The 19,003-nt window shown below is 40.3% G+C and carries 24 protein-coding genes and 4 tRNA genes; 7 read left to right on the forward strand and 21 right to left on the reverse strand.

Features of this window, described 5'->3' with window-relative positions; genetic code table 11:
* Positions 1–187: 187 nt before the first annotated feature.
* Positions 188–784, reverse strand: a complete 597-nt coding sequence (gene wrbA, locus ABDV70_RS12730; RefSeq protein WP_343598265.1) for an NAD(P)H:quinone oxidoreductase — start codon at positions 782–784, stop codon at positions 188–190.
* Positions 785–895: 111 nt separating this feature from the next.
* Here wrbA and ABDV70_RS12735 point away from each other — a divergent pair, with 111 nt between their 5' ends.
* A complete protein-coding gene (locus ABDV70_RS12735) occupies positions 896–2,173 on the forward strand; it encodes a YihY family inner membrane protein (protein ID WP_343598267.1) in 1,278 nt (425 codons plus the stop codon).
* Positions 2,174–2,230: 57 nt separating this feature from the next.
* Here the strand turns inward: ABDV70_RS12735 and ABDV70_RS12740 are convergent, their stop codons facing one another.
* Positions 2,231–2,638 (reverse strand): AsnC family transcriptional regulator, encoded by a 408-nt coding sequence (locus ABDV70_RS12740; protein WP_343598297.1) that lies wholly within the window; start codon positions 2,636–2,638, stop codon positions 2,231–2,233.
* 101 nt (positions 2,639–2,739) lie between these two features.
* Between ABDV70_RS12740 and ABDV70_RS12745 the strand changes: the two genes are divergently transcribed.
* A complete protein-coding gene (locus tag ABDV70_RS12745) occupies positions 2,740–3,282 on the forward strand; it encodes a cysteine hydrolase family protein (RefSeq protein ID WP_343598269.1) in 543 nt (180 codons plus the stop codon).
* A gap of 61 nt (positions 3,283–3,343) precedes the next feature.
* Here ABDV70_RS12745 and ABDV70_RS12750 read toward each other — a convergent pair whose 3' ends face one another.
* Positions 3,344–4,024: a fumarylacetoacetate hydrolase family protein gene (locus ABDV70_RS12750; RefSeq protein ID WP_343598270.1), complete on the reverse strand. Its 681-nt coding sequence runs from the start codon at positions 4,022–4,024 to the stop codon at positions 3,344–3,346.
* Complete coding sequence (locus tag ABDV70_RS12755) at positions 4,025–4,522, reverse strand: YcxB family protein (protein WP_343598273.1); 498 nt, start codon at positions 4,520–4,522, stop codon at positions 4,025–4,027. It abuts the gene before it with no gap.
* A 196-nt stretch (positions 4,523–4,718) separates the two neighbouring features.
* On the opposite strand from ABDV70_RS12755, the gene ABDV70_RS12760 reads away from it, so the two are divergent.
* Positions 4,719–5,402 carry a nitroreductase family protein gene (locus ABDV70_RS12760; RefSeq protein WP_343598275.1) on the forward strand — a complete coding sequence of 228 codons (684 nt, stop codon included), beginning with the start codon at positions 4,719–4,721 and terminating at the stop codon, positions 5,400–5,402.
* 406 nt (positions 5,403–5,808) lie between these two features.
* Here ABDV70_RS12760 and ABDV70_RS12765 read toward each other — a convergent pair.
* The 5 genes from ABDV70_RS12765 to ABDV70_RS12785 all read right to left on the reverse strand — a co-directional run bounded on the left by ABDV70_RS12765 (position 5,809) and on the right by ABDV70_RS12785 (position 6,981).
* A tRNA-Arg gene (locus ABDV70_RS12765) sits at positions 5,809–5,885 on the reverse strand.
* A 118-nt stretch (positions 5,886–6,003) separates the two neighbouring features.
* Positions 6,004–6,600 carry an HAD-IB family hydrolase gene (locus tag ABDV70_RS12770; RefSeq protein ID WP_343598277.1) on the reverse strand — a complete coding sequence of 199 codons (597 nt, stop codon included), beginning with the start codon at positions 6,598–6,600 and terminating at the stop codon, positions 6,004–6,006.
* A gap of 76 nt (positions 6,601–6,676) precedes the next feature.
* Positions 6,677–6,753 (reverse strand) — tRNA-Arg (locus tag ABDV70_RS12775).
* A gap of 49 nt (positions 6,754–6,802) precedes the next feature.
* Positions 6,803–6,879: transfer RNA gene (locus ABDV70_RS12780), tRNA-Arg, on the reverse strand.
* 12 nt (positions 6,880–6,891) lie between these two features.
* Positions 6,892–6,981 (reverse strand) — tRNA-Ser (locus ABDV70_RS12785).
* 270 nt (positions 6,982–7,251) lie between these two features.
* On the opposite strand from ABDV70_RS12785, the gene rnr reads away from it, so the two are divergent.
* From rnr to ABDV70_RS12805, 4 genes are all read left to right on the forward strand, one after another.
* Positions 7,252–9,669, forward strand: a complete 2,418-nt coding sequence (gene rnr, locus ABDV70_RS12790) for a ribonuclease R (protein ID WP_343598278.1) — start codon at positions 7,252–7,254, stop codon at positions 9,667–9,669.
* A 182-nt stretch (positions 9,670–9,851) separates the two neighbouring features.
* Entirely contained in the window at positions 9,852–11,879 is a 2,028-nt protein-coding gene (locus ABDV70_RS12795; RefSeq protein WP_343598279.1) for a M3 family metallopeptidase, read from the forward strand.
* Positions 11,880–11,928: 49 nt separating this feature from the next.
* Positions 11,929–12,129, forward strand: a complete 201-nt coding sequence (locus tag ABDV70_RS12800) for a YheV family putative zinc ribbon protein (RefSeq protein WP_343598280.1) — start codon at positions 11,929–11,931, stop codon at positions 12,127–12,129.
* Positions 12,130–12,149: 20 nt separating this feature from the next.
* Positions 12,150–12,566 (forward strand): hypothetical protein, encoded by a 417-nt coding sequence (locus tag ABDV70_RS12805; protein ID WP_343598282.1) that lies wholly within the window; start codon positions 12,150–12,152, stop codon positions 12,564–12,566.
* Between the two features lie 406 nt (positions 12,567–12,972).
* Here the strand turns inward: ABDV70_RS12805 and ABDV70_RS12810 are convergent, their stop codons facing one another.
* The 12 genes from ABDV70_RS12810 to ABDV70_RS12865 all read right to left on the reverse strand — a co-directional run.
* Complete coding sequence (locus ABDV70_RS12810) at positions 12,973–13,233, reverse strand: succinate dehydrogenase assembly factor 2 (protein WP_343598284.1); 261 nt, start codon at positions 13,231–13,233, stop codon at positions 12,973–12,975.
* Between the two features lie 147 nt (positions 13,234–13,380).
* Positions 13,381–13,758 carry a 50S ribosomal protein L17 gene (gene rplQ / locus ABDV70_RS12815; RefSeq protein ID WP_343598286.1) on the reverse strand — a complete coding sequence of 126 codons (378 nt, stop codon included), beginning with the start codon at positions 13,756–13,758 and terminating at the stop codon, positions 13,381–13,383.
* A gap of 18 nt (positions 13,759–13,776) precedes the next feature.
* Positions 13,777–14,784, reverse strand: a complete 1,008-nt coding sequence (gene rpoA / locus ABDV70_RS12820) for a DNA-directed RNA polymerase subunit alpha (RefSeq protein ID WP_343598288.1) — start codon at positions 14,782–14,784, stop codon at positions 13,777–13,779.
* 18 nt (positions 14,785–14,802) lie between these two features.
* Entirely contained in the window at positions 14,803–15,426 is a 624-nt protein-coding gene (rpsD, locus tag ABDV70_RS12825; RefSeq protein WP_343598290.1) for a 30S ribosomal protein S4, read from the reverse strand.
* A 12-nt stretch (positions 15,427–15,438) separates the two neighbouring features.
* Positions 15,439–15,825, reverse strand: coding sequence for a 30S ribosomal protein S11 (gene rpsK / locus ABDV70_RS12830; protein ID WP_001040166.1), 387 nt, complete (start codon positions 15,823–15,825; stop codon positions 15,439–15,441).
* A 19-nt stretch (positions 15,826–15,844) separates the two neighbouring features.
* Positions 15,845–16,201 carry a 30S ribosomal protein S13 gene (gene rpsM, locus ABDV70_RS12835; RefSeq protein ID WP_343598292.1) on the reverse strand — a complete coding sequence of 119 codons (357 nt, stop codon included), beginning with the start codon at positions 16,199–16,201 and terminating at the stop codon, positions 15,845–15,847.
* A 108-nt stretch (positions 16,202–16,309) separates the two neighbouring features.
* Complete coding sequence (gene rpmJ, locus ABDV70_RS12840) at positions 16,310–16,426, reverse strand: 50S ribosomal protein L36 (protein WP_000867907.1); 117 nt, start codon at positions 16,424–16,426, stop codon at positions 16,310–16,312.
* A 20-nt stretch (positions 16,427–16,446) separates the two neighbouring features.
* Complete coding sequence (secY, locus tag ABDV70_RS12845; protein WP_343598298.1) at positions 16,447–17,766, reverse strand: preprotein translocase subunit SecY; 1,320 nt, start codon at positions 17,764–17,766, stop codon at positions 16,447–16,449.
* 44 nt (positions 17,767–17,810) lie between these two features.
* A complete protein-coding gene (gene rplO / locus ABDV70_RS12850; RefSeq protein WP_343598293.1) occupies positions 17,811–18,251 on the reverse strand; it encodes a 50S ribosomal protein L15 in 441 nt (146 codons plus the stop codon).
* 3 nt (positions 18,252–18,254) lie between these two features.
* Complete coding sequence (rpmD, locus tag ABDV70_RS12855) at positions 18,255–18,431, reverse strand: 50S ribosomal protein L30 (protein ID WP_016654894.1); 177 nt, start codon at positions 18,429–18,431, stop codon at positions 18,255–18,257.
* Between the two features lie 6 nt (positions 18,432–18,437).
* Entirely contained in the window at positions 18,438–18,935 is a 498-nt protein-coding gene (gene rpsE, locus ABDV70_RS12860) for a 30S ribosomal protein S5 (RefSeq protein WP_004657688.1), read from the reverse strand.
* Between the two features lie 2 nt (positions 18,936–18,937).
* Positions 18,938–19,003: 50S ribosomal protein L18 (locus ABDV70_RS12865; RefSeq protein WP_343598299.1), on the reverse strand; the 66-nt coding region annotated here is incomplete at its 5' end.

Here is a 19,003-nt window from a genome sequence, read left to right on the forward strand (position 1 = left end):
CAGCTATATCTTTTTTTCAAGAATCAATCATACAAAAACAAATTCCAAAACGATCTAACACATCGCAATACCATTAGACAGTTCAGAGTTTGATGAGCAGGTGATATTGATGACAATATACCCGATAACAAATGATATTCATTGAACAAGAAAGTGATTATCTCTTCCCTGTTCAACCAGAGCTTTATTACGCTTTTAAAAGTTGCAAAGCAGCTTGTCCCAACCGTTTGCCTTGTTCAATACATAAAGCTTTCTCTTCGGCAGATAATGTCTTTTCATGTCGTGAACCACTAACATGTGAAGCACCATAAGGTGTTCCACCCGACTGAGTATTGGACAAAGCAGGATGTGCATTGCTTAATCCTAAAATCATCATGCCATGATGAAATAAGGGTGGCAGCATACTCAGCAATGTGCTTTCCTGCCCCCCATGCATAGAACCTGATGATGTAAACACACACGCAGGTTTATTCTGTAATGCCCCACTCAACCACAACGGTGTCGTCTGATCTAGGAAATACTTGAGTTCACTGGCCATATTCCCAAAACGGGTTGGTGACCCCAACGCCAAACCAGAACACTTGGCTAAATCATCCAAGCTACAATAGATATCACCCTCAGCTGGAATACTGGCTGCCGCAACTTCAACCACAGTTGACAGTGCGGGTACTGTACGGATTTTGGTTGCAAGTCCTGCTGCTTCAACACCATCAGCAATTAAATGCGCCATTTCACGTGTTGAGCCATACTTGCTGTAATACAAAATGAGAATATAAGGTTGCATCACTTTCTATATTTTTGTTAAAAACATTAACTATACGGTATTTTTTCACATTTTTCGTTATTAAAAGCTACACCACCTGCAATAAATATTGTTTAAAAATTAGGATGGACTATGCAAAATCTGTTAAAGAAATTGCCTTTTTACAATAAGACTTGGTTTCAATTTATACTTTTTCTTGTCAGTCGCTTCGAGAATGATCACTGTCGTGACAAAGCTGCATCACTCACCTATACAACACTGTTTGCGGTTGTGCCAATGCTCACCGTTTTTTTAGTGATTATTTCATCAATTAAAGCGTTAGAACCTGCGCGGCAACAAGTTCAATACCTGATTTACAGCAATTTTCTTCCCCGAAGCAGCATCGCTTTTGATAAAGCACTCAATGCCTTTACAGACAAATCAAGCAATTTAACCGTGATCGGGATTCTCTTTTTATTTGTCACCTCCGTCATGATGCTCACCAGTATTGAAAATGTCTTTAATCATATTTGGCGGGTGAAAAGACAAAGAAGTGGTATTGTCGGCTTCATGCGCTATTGGACAATTTTATCACTTGGGCCGATTTTACTAGGAAGTGCCTTTGCCATATCCTCTACCGTTGCTTCAATGAATATTTTGAGCAGTAAATTTGTTGGCTATGAACTTGATGGTGCTTTATTTCTAGATTTATTGTCTTTTGTTTTGGTTATTCTCGGTTTCTTTATTCTCTATTGGACTGTTCCTAACCGTAGCATTCCTGTTAAATCGGCCATTATTGCTGGCATATTTAGTGGGACATTATTTGAATTACTCAAAAATTTCTTTGGCTATATCATGGCCAATTTCACCAGTTATGAATTGATCTATGGTGCTTTTGCAGCCATTCCTATTTTCCTCATCTGGATTTATTTATCATGGAATATCATTTTGTTGGGAGTAGAACTTAGTTTTGCCCTAACCTCATTTAACTCTGGAAAGAGTCAAAAACGCCATCCTCTCGTCATGCTGCTAGATGTACTTGAGCTTTTTTATAACAAACAAAAAACAGGGGGCATCGTTAAAGAAAAAGAAGTGCTTAAAATTTTAGGTCGTGGTGAAATTGGGCGTTGGCCAACCTATGTCGAGCTTTTAGAAAAGCAATGTTTGATTAAACAAACTGAACATGATGATGAATATGTTTTAATCCGAAACCTTGATCAAATCGATTTCTGGCAGTTCTACAACAGTCTTCCTTTCACACTTCCTTTACGGCGTGATATTGAAAATATTCACGATGATGATCTATGGATGGAATATCTTGCACCACACATTATTGATGCAGATGAGTATCTAAAATCTCATCTTTCCATCCCTTTATCTGCGATTTTTGAAGATAAAAAACGCTATGCAAAGTCGGAAAAAGAGAGCTAATTCCTCCATCATAATGAATGAGCAGATAGCCGAGAATTTCCTTCTGGCTGTCTGGTTTTAATCTAAGTCAACTTCTCTTACTACTGTTTCAACACTATATCGTGCAAAAGATGAAATCGCCTCAATAAAGGCATTCAGCTGTTGGATATCAAAATGTGCCACGATCATATAGCAGGCTTGCCCAGCCACTTTATAAAAATGTTCAATTTGATCAAATTGTTTGATACGTTGCTCTAAATCTGAAAATAAAGGCTGTTGCAAGAAAAGGCGAATAAACTGTCGCTGCGGATAATAGATTTGGATGGTATATTTTTGCAAAACGCCAACATCAATTAAGCGCTGAATCCGAGCACCAACGGCTTGCCCTGTTCTATGCACGCATTCTCCAATCTGCTTATGACTTAATTGTGAATCCTGCTTGAGTAACTGCAAAATTTGATGATCTATTGCGTCAATATCCACGATTTTTCAAAATGAAAGTTGCTTGTGCTGTATTCTTTCACCGAGTCATGTCCCCATGCAACTGAAATCTTTATCCTTATTCTATTCAGTTTAAGGATAACACCATGAAACAAGCGCTCTTGATTATCGATGTACAAAATGACTATTTTCCTCAAGGGAAAAAACCACTTTTTCAACCTGAAAAAGCCTTAGCCAATATCAACCGACTTGAACAATACTTCATCAGTCATCAGCAACCTATTCTTTACATTCAACATATCAAGAATAAACCTCATCCAGACTTCTTTGAGGCAGGAACAAACGGAGTTCTGCTACATCCCAAGTTAAACTGTCAATCAGATTCGCTCGTGATTGAAAAACATTATCCGAATAGCTTCTTAGAAACAACGCTGACTCAAACTTTACAGCAATTCGAAATTGAACAATTGGTGATTACAGGAATGATGACCCATATGTGTGTTGATTCAACCACACGTGCAGCAGCAGAATTTGGCTATAAACCGATATTAATTGCAGATGCTACCGCCACCTGTGATTTGGTCTGGCAAGGACAATTAACCTCAGCTCCTCAAGTACAGACGGCATATTTAGCCGCCTTACAAAATTTTGCAACTGTGATCAACACAGAGCAATTTATCAATATTTGATGCACATAAAAAAAACCGATGCTCATTTTCATTTGCATCGGTTCGTCGTGCCTGTACTCACTTATTCAGCATTTACACTTGTTTTCCAGACAAAATCCTGATTTTTACCTTTTAACGTTAAGGTCAATTGATCACCTGCATGCAATGCCCCCACTCCTGCGGGTGTACCCGTCATCACCACATCACCCGCTTCAAGGGTAAAAGCCTGACTCATATCACATAACATTTCAGCAATACTAAAAATTAAATATGCAGTATCACCTTGCTGACGAATTTCATCATTCACCGCAAACTGATATTCAACATGTTCCCAATTTTCAATTTCTGCCACATCAACCCAATCCGCCAACACACATGCGCCATCAAATGCTTTGGCACGTTCCCAAGGTTGACCTTTATTTTTCAGTTCGGTTTGTAAATCACGTAAGGTTAAGTCCAACCCAAGTGTCACAGCACCTATCGCTTGTAAAGCTTTGACGGGATCTGTCTCATTTTTTAATGTGCGATCTATACGTAAAGAAAGCTCACATTCATAATGACAACTTCCCAGCGCTTTATTCCACGAAATGCCGTCATCCAACCCAATTAAACTGCTCGATGGCTTAATAAACAATACTGGACGATCAGGTATAGCATTGCCTAATTCTTTGGCATGATCTGCATAGCTGCGGCCAACACATACTATTTTAGATGGACGACGGTCACTCATGTTACTTCCTCTGTCTTTGTGATTACATCTCAATTATTTTTTAAAACTATGCTCAAATAGACGTTGCTGGTCTGGGTTGGCAAAAATACGTTTTGGCACAATCACCACATTACGTGTTTTAAACTCTAGCATATAGGTCAGTTTCCCTTCCGCAAAACGCTGAATTTCGGTATATGGATAACGCTGCTGACGACCATGTGAAACTAAATCAAAATGTTGCTGATATAAATCTAAACCTTGTTCACTTTTTCCAAGTTGATATTTCACAAACTGTCGTTTAAAAAGCATTGGCAATAACCAATAACGCATCGCCACCTGTAAGATCAAAAAGAAAATACCTAAACCAACATAGTAACGACCAACACCAGAGAACCCAATATAGAAACCATAGACCACCACTAAAATACTAATGATTGGTGTAAGGAAACGGGTGATTTGCTTTTTACCAAATGTGGCAAGGGCAAAACCGTCTTGGGACTCTTCTAAACCAAGAGAATAACGCACAGATAAAGCTGGCTTGGAATCTGTCATAACATGCTGCAAAAATTCAAAAATTACAGGTATTAGACCACAATCATCTTAAGTTTTAAAATCAATCTCGCTGCTATTTTGCAACCAATTACCTATCATTCCAAAAATAGAACATTAAATCATACATATGTGCTTTCATATTTATTTTAACAATTTAGAATAAATCTTAATCAGAAAAGATTTTAGGAAATGCACCATGTCATTTTTAGCAAAGTTGTTCGGCTTAGAGAAAAAATCAGCACCAGTTGAACAGAAACCAGTTACACCAACACCTCACGATAAATCATTGTCTTTTTTAGAGGTTATGGAAAAACGTCGCTCAATCTATGCAATTGGTCGTAACCTCAAACAGACACCTGCTGAAATTGAACAGCTTATCCAACAAGCAGTTAAGGCAAGCCCATCTGCTTTTAACTCACAATCCTCTCGTGCCGTGATTCTTTTTGGTCAAGCACACCAACAATTTTGGACGATTGTTCTAGATGCATTACGCAAAATTGTACCAAGTGATGCTTTTTCTGCAACTGAACAAAAAATTCAAAGCTTTATTGCAGGAACAGGAACTGTTTTGTTCTATGAAGATAAAAATGTAGTCAAAGGTTTACAAGAACAATTTGCACTTTATGCAGAAAATTTCCCAGTTTGGTCTGAACATGCCACTGCCATTGCACAATTTGCTGTGTGGTCTGCCCTTGCTGAACAAAATATTGGCGCATCATTGCAACATTACAACCCGATTGTGGATCAGGACGTTGCAACTGCCTTCCAAGTTCCTGAAAACTGGAAACTACGTGCCCAACTTGTGTTTGGTTCAATTGAATCTGAAGCAGGTGAGAAAAGTTTTATCAATGATGCAACACGTTTTAAAACATTTAACTAAATTTATCTGAATAAAAACTTCTCCTTTTCCCGTTGATTTTTCCACAGAATCAACGGTTTTTTTATATCTTGATACTTGATCTACATTAGGTTTCTAAACTGTAAATACACCAACCATACCTTTAAATGGATTCTTGTATTTTGAGATGATGATACTGTATTAAACTAAATCATCTGTAATTCACATATTATTCTGATTAGTTTTACTCTTACTGATAGGTTCGTTTAGGCAGAGTTTCATTTTTTAATAAAGAATTTAATTTCTTCATCCATCAAATAGAAAAACGCTTTTTATTCTTATGAAAAAACAAGCAATTTCTTATATTTTGATCTTATTTAGGATGATCAACACCACTTTTTTTAGGCACAAAAAAACCGCAATTAAGCGGTTTCTTCAATTCTTCAAGTGGTGCGCTCAGAGAGATTCGAACTCCCGACCCCTTAGTTCGTAGCCAAGTGCTCTATCCAGCTGAGCTATGAGCGCGTACTTGATGGATGGGCATTATACGGAGTTTTCAGAAAAAGCCTAGTCTTTTTTTAAAATTTGAGCACAATCGCCTAGTTATTAGACAAATCTTAATCTCTCTGTCAAAAAATACCCCTTATTCCAGGACCTGTTCCCATTGATAATACTTTTTATGTGCGAGCTTTAACATTTCCAAATCATTTGGGCTATCACCATACGCATAAATCACATCGAAATCACCTAAGCGATATTTCTGCTTTATCCTTCGGGCTTTTTCCGCATAACCACAATCACCCTGATGCAATTTCCCTGTATAGCGCCCTGCTCGAACCTCAAGCTGATTACAAATCAGATCAATACCCTGCTGCTGACACCATGCATTTAAATAAACATCTAGAGATGATGACACCACCACCACTTGATCGCCTTGTTGCTGATGCCACAAAATACGTTCAAGCGCCTCAGCGCGAATAAGCGTAGGTAATATCACCTGAGCATATTCTTTCCCAATTTCTTCTAATAATTCAATTTGATAACCACGATATGCTTCGGCACAAAGCCTTTGCCGAATCCCTTGATCATTTAAATATCCTGTCCGATATGCCAAGAGCCACGGTGCAAGTTTAATGGTTCCTATAATCTGCTGTCTGGTTGTTAATGAGAATTTTAAGAATGGACCAAAACTGTCTTTAAAGGTAATAGTATTGTCAAAATCAAATAAGGCGAGGTCCATATTATTTATCTAAATGTTATTATAAATTTTAGGTACAAAAAAACCGCATTTAAGCGGTTTTTTTCAATTTTCAAGTTGGTGCGCTCAGAGAGATTCGAACTCCCGACCCCTTAGTTCGTAGCCAAGTGCTCTATCCAGCTGAGCTATGAGCGCATTACTTGTGTGCTTTTCAGCGTGTTCTTTTGCAACATTTTAACTTACTTGGTGCGCTCAGAGAGATTCGAACTCCCGACCCCTTAGTTCGTAGCCAAGTGCTCTATCCAGCTGAGCTATGAGCGCGCGTAAGTAAAATGGCGGTGAGAGAGGGATTCGAACCCTCGATACAGTTACCCGTATGCGTCCTTAGCAGGGACGTGGTTTCAGCCACTCACCCATCTCACCGGAACAGGACGCCATAATACAAGCTTAACTACAGGTCATCAAGTCATGATTGTCATTTTTTCTGTTTTTTTTATTCATTTATCTATTTTTTAAGCAATTTTCATCATTTTATCTGCTTCCCTGTCCAAAACTGTTGCTAATATAGTGCTGTTATTTACCTTCATCGGTCTCTATAGACTGAAATAAAACACAATTTTGCAATGATTCTCGTGCAGTCTTTCTCTGCATGACTTATGCTTAACTCTATCTGCTGATAAGAAGCCAATCGATATGATGAAAAACTGGGTCGATCCTGAGGCGAATGCCGAAGCTGAACGTTATGAAAACCCGATTCCAAGTCGTACGCTCATTTTAAGTACACTTGAACAACTGCAACAACCACAATCGCATGCCGAGCTTGTCGATCATTTCAATTTAAAAGATCAAAAAAGTATCGATGCACTCAGCCATCGCCTGAGTGCAATGGTGCGCGACGGTCAATTAGGTAAAGATACGCTCAAATTTCAATTAATTGCTGACCTGCCAAGCGATGATGCAACGGTCTATATTAATAGCAAAGGGTTTGGTTCTGCACATATCGATGGCCAGCGGGATCTTTTATTACCTGAACGTGAACTGCGTCTAGTGTTTAATGGCGACCGTGTTAAAGTCCGCCAAACCTCAATTGACCGTAAAGGGAAAGCTTGGGGTGTGATTACCGAAGTGGTGCAACATCGGGTTAAACAGCTTATTGGTCAGGTTGCAGAGCATCAGGGTGAATATTATATTCAACCGACAACACCCAATCATCATCAGCCGATTACACTTGAAAAAGAACTGGTCGAACATGCCAAAGCAAAAGTTGGGGATATGCTTCGTGTTGCAATCGACAGCTACCCAACGCGTGAAGAGTTTGCAACGGGTCATATCGTACAATCAATGGCAGATCAGGCAGATACCGAAATTATTATCCCTCAAACCATTTTAGAATTTGGTTTGCCGTATGAGTTTCCAGAAGAAGTCATCGCTGAAGCAGAAAGCTTTAAAGAACCTTCTGCAAAAGATCGTAAAGGACGTATCGATTTACGTGATTTAGCTTTGGTCACCATTGATGGTGAAGATGCGCGTGACTTTGACGATGCCGTCTATGCAGAAAAACGCGCTGGTGGCGGTTATCGGGTTGTTGTCGCAATTGCCGATGTCAGTCACTATGTCCGTTTGGGTCAACCACTCGACGATGAAGCACAAGATCGCGGTACTTCGGTTTATTTCCCGCATTTTGTTTTGCCAATGTTGCCCGAAGCATTATCGAATGGTTTATGTTCTTTAAACCCACATGTTGACCGCTTATGTATGGTCTGTGATTTAACGCTATCTCGTACAGGCCGCGTAACAGGTTTTACCTTCTATCCTTCGGTCATGCACTCTAAAGCACGTTTAACCTATACGCAGGTAGGAGACTATTTTCAGGGGAATTCTCAGGCCATTCCTGAAGATCGTGAAATTCGAAAATCACTGAATACCTTATTCCAGTTATATCAGGTGTTGAAAGATTTACGTGCAAAACGTCATGCGATGGAATTTGAAACCATCGAAACCTATATGACATTTGATGAATTAGGCGGAATTAAAGAAATTCTTCCTCGTACACGTAATGATGCACATAAACTCATTGAAGAATGTATGTTGCTTGCCAATGTTGCCGCAGCAGAATATTCACTCAAAAATGAAATTCCAATGCTCTATCGTGTGCATGAAGCACCTGAGTTTTCGCGCATTCAGAAAGTAAAAGACTTTGTCAAATTACTTGGTTTGCCTTTCCCAGATCAGCCAACGCAAGCCGATTATCAAAAAGTCATTGATGCAACCAAAGATCGAATTGATGCCCCAACCATTCATGCCGTGCTATTGCGTTCAATGATGCAGGCATATTATGGTGCGAAAAATTCGGGACACTTTGGTCTGGCGTATGAAGCGTATACTCACTTTACATCTCCAATCCGCCGTTATCCTGACTTATTACTGCATCGGGCAATTAAGGCACAGTTAGCACATAAAAAACCACCGCTTTCTGGCGCAGCATTAGACGATGCTGGTGAACAATTTTCACAAACAGAACGTCGTGCCGATGAAGCCTCTCGCAGTGTAACTTCGTGGTTGAAATGTCACTATATGCAGCAACATTTAGGCGAAGAGTTCATTGGGACGATTAGTGCGGTGACTGAGTTTGGACTCTTTGTAACGCTTAAAGATGTCTATATTGATGGCATGATTCATATTAGCCAATTAGGTGATGACTTCTTTGTCTACGATATGGCAAGTCAAACTTTGATTGGTCAAAACCGTGGACAAATTTTTGGGTTAGGTGATGAACTCAAGATTAAGGTTGCTGGGGTGAATTTAGCTGAACGTAAGATTGATTTTGAACTGCTGATGCAAGTAACACATGCGGGTCGTGCTGTGCGTAGTCGTGCACCACGCACAACAAAATCACAAGCAGCCGAAGAGGTTTTCAAAAAAACAACTGCTGTTGTTGAAGATGAGAAACCAGCCCGTAAAAAAAGTAAGGACAAGTCCAAACCAAGTTCTTACTCAAAAAAACCAAACAAAAAGGTTGCTGCTAAATCTGCCGAAAAAGCAGAAAAAGTAAAGAAAAAAGCCAAGGTTAAAAAGAAAAAATCGAATGCGAAAATTCGCAAAGAAGATTAATTTTTAAATAAGGGGACTTCGGTTCCCTTATTTTTTAGCTCCTTAGGCTCATCTTCAAATCAATCGAGCTATTTTTAGATCAATTTTCTACAAAATAATCGCATCAAATTCGATCTTCCCTTGATTTATCCCCCTATAAGACTCACATTTATCATTAAGTTTTAAAATTTATGGCAGAAACAATGACTCTCGTACCAGCGACACTTCCTGTTCCACAGTTCGATCACATTGAGCTGGATCAATTAAAACAACAGATTCAAAGAAATATTATCAAGGGTCAACAGTTCCTGAATGAACTGACACAAGCACCTACAGACTTTGAAGCACAATGCAAAATCCTTGCACAAATGGATCTACTTGAAAATGAGTTGAACGAATCTTGGGGAATTTTATCTCATCTCAATGCAGTGATGAGCAATACCCAAACCCGTGAGGTCTATCAATCATTATTGCCTGCTTTAAGCGAACATTACACGCAATTAGGGCAACACACCGCCCTGTATCAGACTTATCAACATTTGCATGACAATGTTGAATTTGCCACATTAAGTGAAGCACAGCAAAGCGCTGTCCGTCTCGCTTTGCGTGATTTTAAATTATCAGGTGTTGCATTAGAGGGTGATGCAAAAAAACGCTATGCTGAGATCTCCGCACGTTTATCACAACTTTCATCAGACTTCTCTAACCATGTCCTAGATGCAACTCAAGCTTACTTTAAACCCCTTACAGCAGAAGAACTCACGGGTTTACCTGAAAGCAGTATTGAGCTACTCAAACAATACGGCCAACAACGTGAATTAGATCAGCCTGTTGCTACGCTCGATTTCCCATCTTATTTGACTATCATGACCTATGCGGCACATCGTCCGTTACGTGAGGAATTATATAAAGCCTATACCACACGTGCCTCAGATCAGTCTGAATTGACTGAATATGACAATACCTTGGTGATGGAAGAAATTTTAACTTTGCGTCAGGAATTGGCAAAGTTACTCGGCTTTAATAATTTTGCTGAATATTCACTTGCAAGCAAAATGGCACCCGATGTAGAAACGGTACACAAGTTTTTAGTTGATTTGGCGCAACATGCCCGCACGCCAGCTTTACAAGAAGTTGCCCAACTTAAAGAAATTGCCGAGGCTGATGGCATTGAGCAATTGCAGCCGTGGGATAGCACGTATTATTCCGAGAAATTAAAACAGCAGCAATTTAACCTTTCAGAAGAAGCACTCAAACCCTATTTCCCTGCCCCAAAAATCATTCAAGGCTTATTCCAGATTGCACAACGACTCTATGGAATTGAAGTTATTGAACGTCAAGTGGCAATATGGCAATCGGATGTCCGCTATTTTGAAGTGTTAGACCACGGTCAAGTACTTGGTGGATTCTATCTAGACCTATATGCCCGCACAGGAAAACGTGGTGGCGCATGGATGAGCGGCTTCCGTTCACGCATGCAAACTGAAACAGAATTGCAGCATCCGATTTGTTATATCGTATGTAACTTTACCCCTCCTGTTGCCGATCAACCTGCGTTACTCACCCATGATGAAGTCCTCACTCTCTTTCATGAATTTGGACATGGATTACACCACTTATTAACAGAAGTAGATAATATTTCTGTAGCAGGTACACATGGCGTTGCATGGGATGCAGTTGAATTACCAAGCCAATTTATGGAATTCTGGACGTGGGATCAGGAAAGTCTTGATCTATTAAGTGAGCATATTGAAAGTAAACAATCACTTCCTCAAGATTTGCTGAATGCGCTGCTCAATGCCCGCTTCTTCCAATCTGGAATGCAAACACTACGTCAAATTGAATTTGCACTCTTTGATCTTGAAATTCATCGCCATACCCCAACACTGAATGCTCAGGGTATTCAAGGAACCTTAGATCATATTCGAGAACAATTTGCAGTGATGCCAACCGTACCGTATAACCGCTTCCAGCATAGTTTCAGTCATATTTTTGCAGGTGGTTATGCAGCAGGATACTACTCTTATAAATGGGCAGAAGTTCTTGCAAGTGATGCATTTGACCGTTTTGAAAAAGAAGGTATTTTTAATACACAAACAGGTGCTGAATTCCGAAAAGCAATTTTAGCTGTTGGTGGGAAAACGGCTGCTTTAGATGCTTTTATACAATTTAGGGGTCGTGAACCAAAAATTGATGCCTTGTTACGTCATCAAGGTTGGACGAATGCATAAAAAGCCTTAAACTACTCAGGCTTTTTATCTCATCATCGGAGCAGACGACATGAAAAAACGATTTATCGCAGGTGCTAGATGTCCAAAATGCGAAGCACTTGATCGTGTTGTCATGCTTACAGATGATGAGCATGAATGGATAGAGTGTATTGAATGCGGCTATAGTGAGAATCGACCTACTCACGTAGAATTGCAACAAGCAGCAGCTCAAGAAGATGAAGTTGGTGTCATTCAATTTCGCCCTCGTTAACCTGAATAGAATTGACTAAAATGCAAAATAATAAAAAACACGGCAATTTATTATTATGGATCGTCATTACGGTTTTAATCGTACTTTGTCTGGCTCTATTTTTATGGCAAAATTTTTCGACATCCTCATCTAAAACAAAACCTACGCCAGTGCCCGCCACTATTGCGTCTACTCAAAAAACACCAACCAAACACCCAGAACCCGCATCGGCTCCTCAGACGCCCCATACTTTGGTAAATGACGACATTAATCAACAGCCTATTCCTCAAAACTCAGCACTGACCCAAGAGGAAATTGATAAGCTAAACGACATTCAAAAACAGCTCAAGGCACAGCAACACACATTACAAGCTCAGCATCAAGATGCAGACAAGCTCATTCAACTCAAAGAAGAACAGGTTAAACTTCTTGAAAAGCAACTTGCAGAGCAAAAATAACATAAATTTTTATTCTAATTTTAATGTGGGTGTATATAGCTGGGCTAAAACTTTTAGCCTTTTCCATGCATTCAAATCAAGTTGATCCCGCCAAATGACCGTTGGCTTATATGCCGAGTCCCAATATAAAACGATATAAAATTGATGATCAATAATTTGCTTTAGCTTACAGTGATGTATCTTGGTATGTCCTACAAAGGAAAATGTCCACTCCATTTCACCCAAATAGGCAAAATGATAAAGTCTTGGATACACTTTATGATAGAACCATCTACTCATTATCAACAAAAAGGCAATAATCCCCCATCCCCACCAAGAAAGCACTTGAAAACTGCAATATAAGAAAATGAAGGCCATTCCCAGTTGAAAAAACCAAGCATAACGGCTTGGCTTTAGAGTAAAAACATCATGACTGATAGACATATTGCTTTAGTTTTTGGATAAATACTTTTAACTCTTCACGTGGTGGCTCACCCACATCCATAAACCAGTCTAATAAATCTGGATCTTCTTGGTCCACCAACTCAGCAAATAATGCTTTTTCATGTGCATCTGCATTGAGATAATAATTTTTCACGTAAGGATCAAAATAAATATCAATTTCCTTTAATCCACGACGTGCACGATAGACAACTTTCCGTTCTTCTAGGCTTAATTCTTCAGACATTGCTAAACTAATTCCATAATCTTTTATAAATAGTATGGAATTAGTTTAGCAAGATCCATAGAAAACGCTATATTTATTCAATTTAACACCCAATTTCAAGCAATAAAAAAGACCGGTAAAAACCGGTCTTTTTCTGAATAAAATAAATTATTCAGCTGAAGTATTCACTTCACGGTCTACGAGTTCAACGTAAGCCATCGGTGCTGCATCACCAGCACGGAAGCCCGCTTTAAGAACACGTAGATAACCGCCGTTACGTTCTTTGTAACGAGGGCCAAGAACGGTAAATAATTTACCTACAGTTGCTGCATTACGAGTACGAGCAAACGCTAAACGACGGTTTGCTACTGTATCGTTTTTAGCTAAAGTGATTAAAGGCTCAGCAACGCGGCGAAGTTCTTTCGCTTTAGGCAAAGTTGTTTTAATTAACTCATGCTCAACTAAAGCATTTGTTAAATTTTGGAACAACGCCTTACGATGGCTGCTGGTACGGCCTAATTTCACACCACTATTACGATGACGCATGGTGATAGTCCTACTTAATTAACGGCTACGATAGGCGAAACGATCGTCCATGCGTAAACTAGCTGGTGGCCAGTTTTCTAAACGCATGCCGAGTTGCAAGCCTTTCGAAGCTAAAACATCTTTAATCTCAGTCAACGATTTTTTACCTAAGTTAGGAGTTTTTAACAACTCAACTTCAGTACGTTGAACAAGATCACCAATGTAGTAAATATTTTCTGCTTTCAAACAGTTAGCAGAACGAACAGTAAGCTCGAGATCATCTACTGGACGAAGCAAAATAGGGTCAACTTCTTCACGAGGTTCTTGAGCAACAGGAGCTTGATCTTTCTGAAGATCAACAAAGATTGCAATTTGTTGTTGCAAGATTGTTGCCGCTTTGCGGATCGCTTCTTCAGGATCAACTGTACCGTTGGTTTCAAGATCAATGACCAATTTATCAAGGTCTGTACGTTGTTCTACACGTGCGTTTTCAACAGTGTAAGAAACACGTTTAATCGGGCTATAAGAAGCATCTAACTGTAAACGACCTACAGGACGTGTTTCACCCTCAGGGAAACGAGAGTCAGATGTTTCATAACCGCGACCTTGAGAAACTTTCAAGCGCATTTTTAATGAGCCTGAAGCACTCAATGTGCCGATCAAATGTTCAGGGTTAACCAATTCAACATTATGAGGTAAACGAAGGTCAGCAGCAGTAACATCGCCCGGACCTTGTTTTTCTAATGTTAGGTAAGCTTCATTTTGATCGAACAGCTTAATCGACAATCCTTTTAGGTTCAGCAAGAGCTCGACGATGTCCTGCTGCAAGCCTTCTAAAGTACTGTACTCGTGCTCGACGCCTTCTATCTCAACTTCAACCACAGCTGCGCCAGGTAAAGAAGACAATAGAATGCGACGTAAAGCATTACCAAGAGTGTGACCAAAGCCACGCTCTAAAGGTTCCAGAATCACTTTTGCCGAGGTCCCGCTAGCCGCTTCGACCTTGATCGCTTGCGGAGTTAGAAACTCGTTTGCAGTACGCGTCATTTATTGCTACCTCAAGGATTATTTAGAATACAACTCTACGATTAAGCTTTCGTTGATTTCAGCAGGTAGATCTGAACGATCTGGTGCAGCTTTAAACGTACCTTCAAACTTAGAGTGATCAATTTCAATCCAAGCAGGAATGCCACGTTGAGTTGCTAATTCAATTGCGTTTTTAATACGTAATTGTTGTTTAGCACCTTCATGTACAGCAATTACATCACCTGGTTTTACTTGGATAGACGCGATGTTAACACGACGGCCATTCAAAGTAATCGAACGGTGAGATACTAGCTGACGAGCTTCTGCACGTGTAGAACCGAAACCCATACGATAAACAACGTTATCAAGGCGGCTTTCTAGCAATTTCAACAAGTTCTCACCTGTTGCACCTTTAACACGAGCTGCTTCTTTATAGTAATTACTAAATTGACGCTCTAACACACCGTACATACGACGGACTTTTTGTTTTTCACGTAATTGTAGTGAGTACTCAGATTGCTTACCGCGAGCTTGGCCATGTTGACCAGGCGCTTTAGCATGTTTTTTAGTTTTGACGTCAAATGGTTTAACGCCAGATTTAAGTTGCAGGTCTGTCCCTTCGCGACGAGAGAGTTTGCATTTTGGACCAATATAACGAGCCATGAATGTTTCTCCTTACACGCGACGTTTTTTAGGTGGACGGCAACCGTTGTGAGGGATTGGAGTCACATCGGTAATGCTGTTAATTTTATAACCCACTGCGCCTAATGCACGAACCGCAGACTCACGACCAGGACCAGGACCTTTTACAAGGACGTCCAAGTTTTTCAAACCGTAATCCAAAGCTGCTTTACCAGCAACTTCAGCAGCTACCTGAGCAGCAAACGGAGTTGATTTACGTGAACCACGGAAGCCTTGTCCACCTGAGGTGGCCCAAGCCAATGCATTACCTTGACGATCGGTAATCGTTACAATGGTGTTATTAAAAGACGCGTGAATGTGTGCAACACCTTCAGAGACGGTACGAGTGACCTTCTTGCGTGTGCGAGTATCTTTAGCCATCTTTTAGCTTCCAGAAATCTTACTTTTTAATCGGTTTGCGCGGACCTTTACGGGTACGTGCGTTAGTTTTCGTGCGTTGACCACGGACAGGCAAGCTACGACGATGACGAAGACCGCGATAGCAGCCTAAATCCATTAAACGTTTAATGTTCATGGAAATTTCGCGACGTAAGTCACCTTCGGTTGGAACCTTAGCAACTTCTGCACGAATCGCATCAAGCTGAGCATCGTCCAACTCACGTACTTTAGTTGTTGGAGTAATACCAACAGCAGCCAAGATATTCTTAGCAGTGTGGCGACCAACACCAAAAATGTACGTAAGGGAGATAACAGCATGCTTGTTATCCGGAATGTTTACACCGGCAATACGAGCCATTCACTTTCTCCAAAAAGGCAGCAGAGATAATAACCGCCCCACAAAAATCTTGAGGGGCGGATAGTAACCCAATTTGCCTACTGAAATCAACAGGTCTTGATTAAAAAATTAACCTTGACGCTGCTTATGACGAGGTTCAGCGCTGCAAATCACGCGGATAACCCCATTACGACGGATAACTTTACAGCTACCACAAATTTTCTTTACAGAAGCTTGTACTTTCATGATGAAACCTCTAAGTGCGCTTATCCCTTCGGATGAGCTGTCGTTTTTCTCATGAGCGTCTGATTATCATACTGGTGTGAGGTTAGATGAGCTTGTAATTGAGCCATAAAATCCATCACAACGACAACAACAATTAATAATGATGTGCCACCAACGTTTACAGTCATACCAAATGCACTTTGTAAAATCATTGGCATTAAACAGATCACAGTAATATATATTGCCCCAATAAAGGTCAAACGATTGAGAATATGATCTAAATAACGAGCAGTTTGCTCACCTGGGCGAATACCAGGCACATAAGCTCCGCTGCGTTTTAAGTTTTCTGCTACTTCTTTTGGGCTAAATACTAATGCCGTATAAAAATAACAGAAAAAGATAATTAACGCACCAAAGAGCACCAAATACAAAGTGTGTCCAGGCGACAATACAAGGGCCAAATCTTGTAATGAGCGTTTTACGATACCAGCATTTTGATCAGCACTTCCTACCCACTGTCCCAAGCTCGCTGGAAATAACAGCAATGAACTTGCGAAGATTGCAGGAATAACACCAGCCATATTAATTTTTAATGGTAGATGTGTTTGCTGTGCCGTAAAAATACGACGACCTTGCTGCTTTTGAGCATAGTTAACAGCTATACGACGTTGTGCCTTTTCAATAAAGACAATCGCAGCCAGTACAGCCAATGCAATCAATGCAAAAACAGCTAAGCCTATAATGCTTGTCTGACTATTTTCGACCGCTGAAATTGATTGCAATACCATATTTGGTAAATTTGCAACAATACCAGCAAAAATAATCATTGAGATACCATTACCAATACCACGTTCGGTAATTTGTTCTCCAAGCCACATCAAGAACATTGTACCTGCAACCAATGAGCTTACAGCAGGTACATAAAAGGCTAAACCATTGGTCAGTGTAATTCCCTGACCAATCAAGCCCGCACACATCCCTGTCGCTTGAACAAGCGCTAAAATAAGTGTGCCTTGACGTGTATACTGATTAATCTTACGCTTTCCTTGCTCACCTTCCTTTTTCAAGGCTTCAAGTGAAGGAATAACTGTCGACATTAACTGCACAATAATTGAGGCAGAAATATACGGCATAATTCCCAAAGCAAGAATTGACATGCGTTGTAATGCACCACCTGAAAACATGTTAAACAAACCAAGGATTGTACCCTGGTTTGCATTAAACAATTGTTCAAGTGCGGCATTATTAATGCCTGGTACTGGAATATGCGATCCTAGTCGAAAGACCAACAATGCGCCGATAAGAAACATCATTCGACGAATAATTTCACGGTATTTCACATGAAATGGTTGGCCTTTCATCATGTTCACATGACCTGAAGAACTAGGAGACATAGACACTCGTATTACTCCTCGACTTTACCGCCAGCAGCTTCGATTGCAGCTTTAGCGCCTTTAGTCAATACAACACCTTGAACAGTGAATGCACGAGTAATTTCACCAGAAAGCACGATACGCGCACGAAGTTGGTCACGACGCACAACGTTTGCAGCTTTTAAAGTTTCTAGGCTAACGATATCGCCTTCTACTTTATTCAACTCAGATAAACGTACTTCGGCAGTTTTCAAAGCGATTTGGCTAGTGAAACCGAATTTAGGTAAACGACGATAAATCGCTGTTTGACCACCTTCAAAACCTGGACGAACGCCACCACTTTTACGTGATTTTTGACCTTTAACACCACGGCCACCAGTCTTACCAACGCCTGAACCGATACCACGGCCAAGACGAAGATTTTCGCGCTTAGCACCTTCTGCAGGCGCTAATTCATTTAAACGCAGAGTCATGGCTTATTCCTCTACACTAACCATATAGTAGACTTTATTGATCATACCACGGTTAGAAGGAGTATCTTGAACTTCTACAGTATGACCGATGCGACGCAGACCTAAACCTTGTAGGCAAAGTTTATGATTTTTTAAACGATGCGAAGAAGATTTGATCTGGGTAACTTTAATCGTTTTCATGATTGATTACCCTTGAATTTGTTCTACTGAAAGACCACGTTTCGCAGCGACTTTCTCAGGAGAAGTCATATCACGCAAACCTTTAAAAGTTGCATTTACTACGTTAGCAGCATTTGTAGAACCATAACATTTAGCAAGTACGTTATGTACACCTGCAGCTTCAAGAACGGCACGCATAGCGCCACCAGCGATTACGCCAGTACCTTCAGAAGCGGGTTGCATGTATACACGGCTTGCACCATGACGAGCATTCACAGGGTGTTGAAGAGTAGTCCCAGCAAGGTCTACAGTAATCATGTTACGACGTGCAGCTTCTAATGCTTTAGAAATAGCAGCAGGAACTTCACGAGCTTTACCACGACCAAAACCTACGCGACCATTACCATCACCCACAACAGTCAATGCTGTGAAAGAGAAGATACGACCACCTTTAACAACTTTGGCCACACGATCAACGGCAACCAGCTTTTCAACAAGACCTTCGTTTTGTTCAACTTTAGCCATGATTAGAACTCCAAGCCGTTTTCACGAGCAGCATCAGCCAAGGCTTTGATACGACCATGATATTTAAA

The organism is Acinetobacter sp. (assembly GCF_039596015.1).
Lineage (GTDB): Bacteria > Pseudomonadota > Gammaproteobacteria > Pseudomonadales > Moraxellaceae > Acinetobacter.

Bases quoted from the DNA above. Each gene is read 5' to 3' on its own strand.
- wrbA (WP_343598265.1), bottom strand. From the start codon at position 784: ATGCAACCTTATATTCTCATTTTGTATTACAGCAAGTATGGCTCAACA.
- ABDV70_RS12735 (WP_343598267.1), top strand. From the start codon at position 896: ATGCAAAATCTGTTAAAGAAATTGCCTTTTTACAATAAGACTTGGTTT.
- ABDV70_RS12745 (WP_343598269.1), top strand. From the start codon at position 2,740: ATGAAACAAGCGCTCTTGATTATCGATGTACAAAATGACTATTTTCCT.
- ABDV70_RS12755 (WP_343598273.1), bottom strand. From the start codon at position 4,522: ATGACAGATTCCAAGCCAGCTTTATCTGTGCGTTATTCTCTTGGTTTA.
- ABDV70_RS12760 (WP_343598275.1), top strand. From the start codon at position 4,719: ATGTCATTTTTAGCAAAGTTGTTCGGCTTAGAGAAAAAATCAGCACCA.
- ABDV70_RS12770 (WP_343598277.1), bottom strand. From the start codon at position 6,600: ATGGACCTCGCCTTATTTGATTTTGACAATACTATTACCTTTAAAGAC.
- rnr (WP_343598278.1), top strand. From the start codon at position 7,252: ATGATGAAAAACTGGGTCGATCCTGAGGCGAATGCCGAAGCTGAACGT.
- ABDV70_RS12795 (WP_343598279.1), top strand. From the start codon at position 9,852: ATGACTCTCGTACCAGCGACACTTCCTGTTCCACAGTTCGATCACATT.
- ABDV70_RS12800 (WP_343598280.1), top strand. From the start codon at position 11,929: ATGAAAAAACGATTTATCGCAGGTGCTAGATGTCCAAAATGCGAAGCA.
- ABDV70_RS12805 (WP_343598282.1), top strand. From the start codon at position 12,150: ATGCAAAATAATAAAAAACACGGCAATTTATTATTATGGATCGTCATT.
- ABDV70_RS12810 (WP_343598284.1), bottom strand. From the start codon at position 13,233: ATGTCTGAAGAATTAAGCCTAGAAGAACGGAAAGTTGTCTATCGTGCA.
- rplQ (WP_343598286.1), bottom strand. From the start codon at position 13,758: ATGCGTCATCGTAATAGTGGTGTGAAATTAGGCCGTACCAGCAGCCAT.
- rpoA (WP_343598288.1), bottom strand. From the start codon at position 14,784: ATGACGCGTACTGCAAACGAGTTTCTAACTCCGCAAGCGATCAAGGTC.
- rpsD (WP_343598290.1), bottom strand. From the start codon at position 15,426: ATGGCTCGTTATATTGGTCCAAAATGCAAACTCTCTCGTCGCGAAGGG.
- rpsK (WP_001040166.1), bottom strand. From the start codon at position 15,825: ATGGCTAAAGATACTCGCACACGCAAGAAGGTCACTCGTACCGTCTCT.
- rpsM (WP_343598292.1), bottom strand. From the start codon at position 16,201: ATGGCTCGTATTGCCGGTGTAAACATTCCGGATAACAAGCATGCTGTT.
- rpmJ (WP_000867907.1), bottom strand. From the start codon at position 16,426: ATGAAAGTACAAGCTTCTGTAAAGAAAATTTGTGGTAGCTGTAAAGTT.
- secY (WP_343598298.1), bottom strand. From the start codon at position 17,766: ATGAAAGGCCAACCATTTCATGTGAAATACCGTGAAATTATTCGTCGA.
- rplO (WP_343598293.1), bottom strand. From the start codon at position 18,251: ATGACTCTGCGTTTAAATGAATTAGCGCCTGCAGAAGGTGCTAAGCGC.
- rpmD (WP_016654894.1), bottom strand. From the start codon at position 18,431: ATGAAAACGATTAAAGTTACCCAGATCAAATCTTCTTCGCATCGTTTA.
- rpsE (WP_004657688.1), bottom strand. From the start codon at position 18,935: ATGGCTAAAGTTGAACAAAACGAAGGTCTTGTTGAAAAGCTGGTTGCC.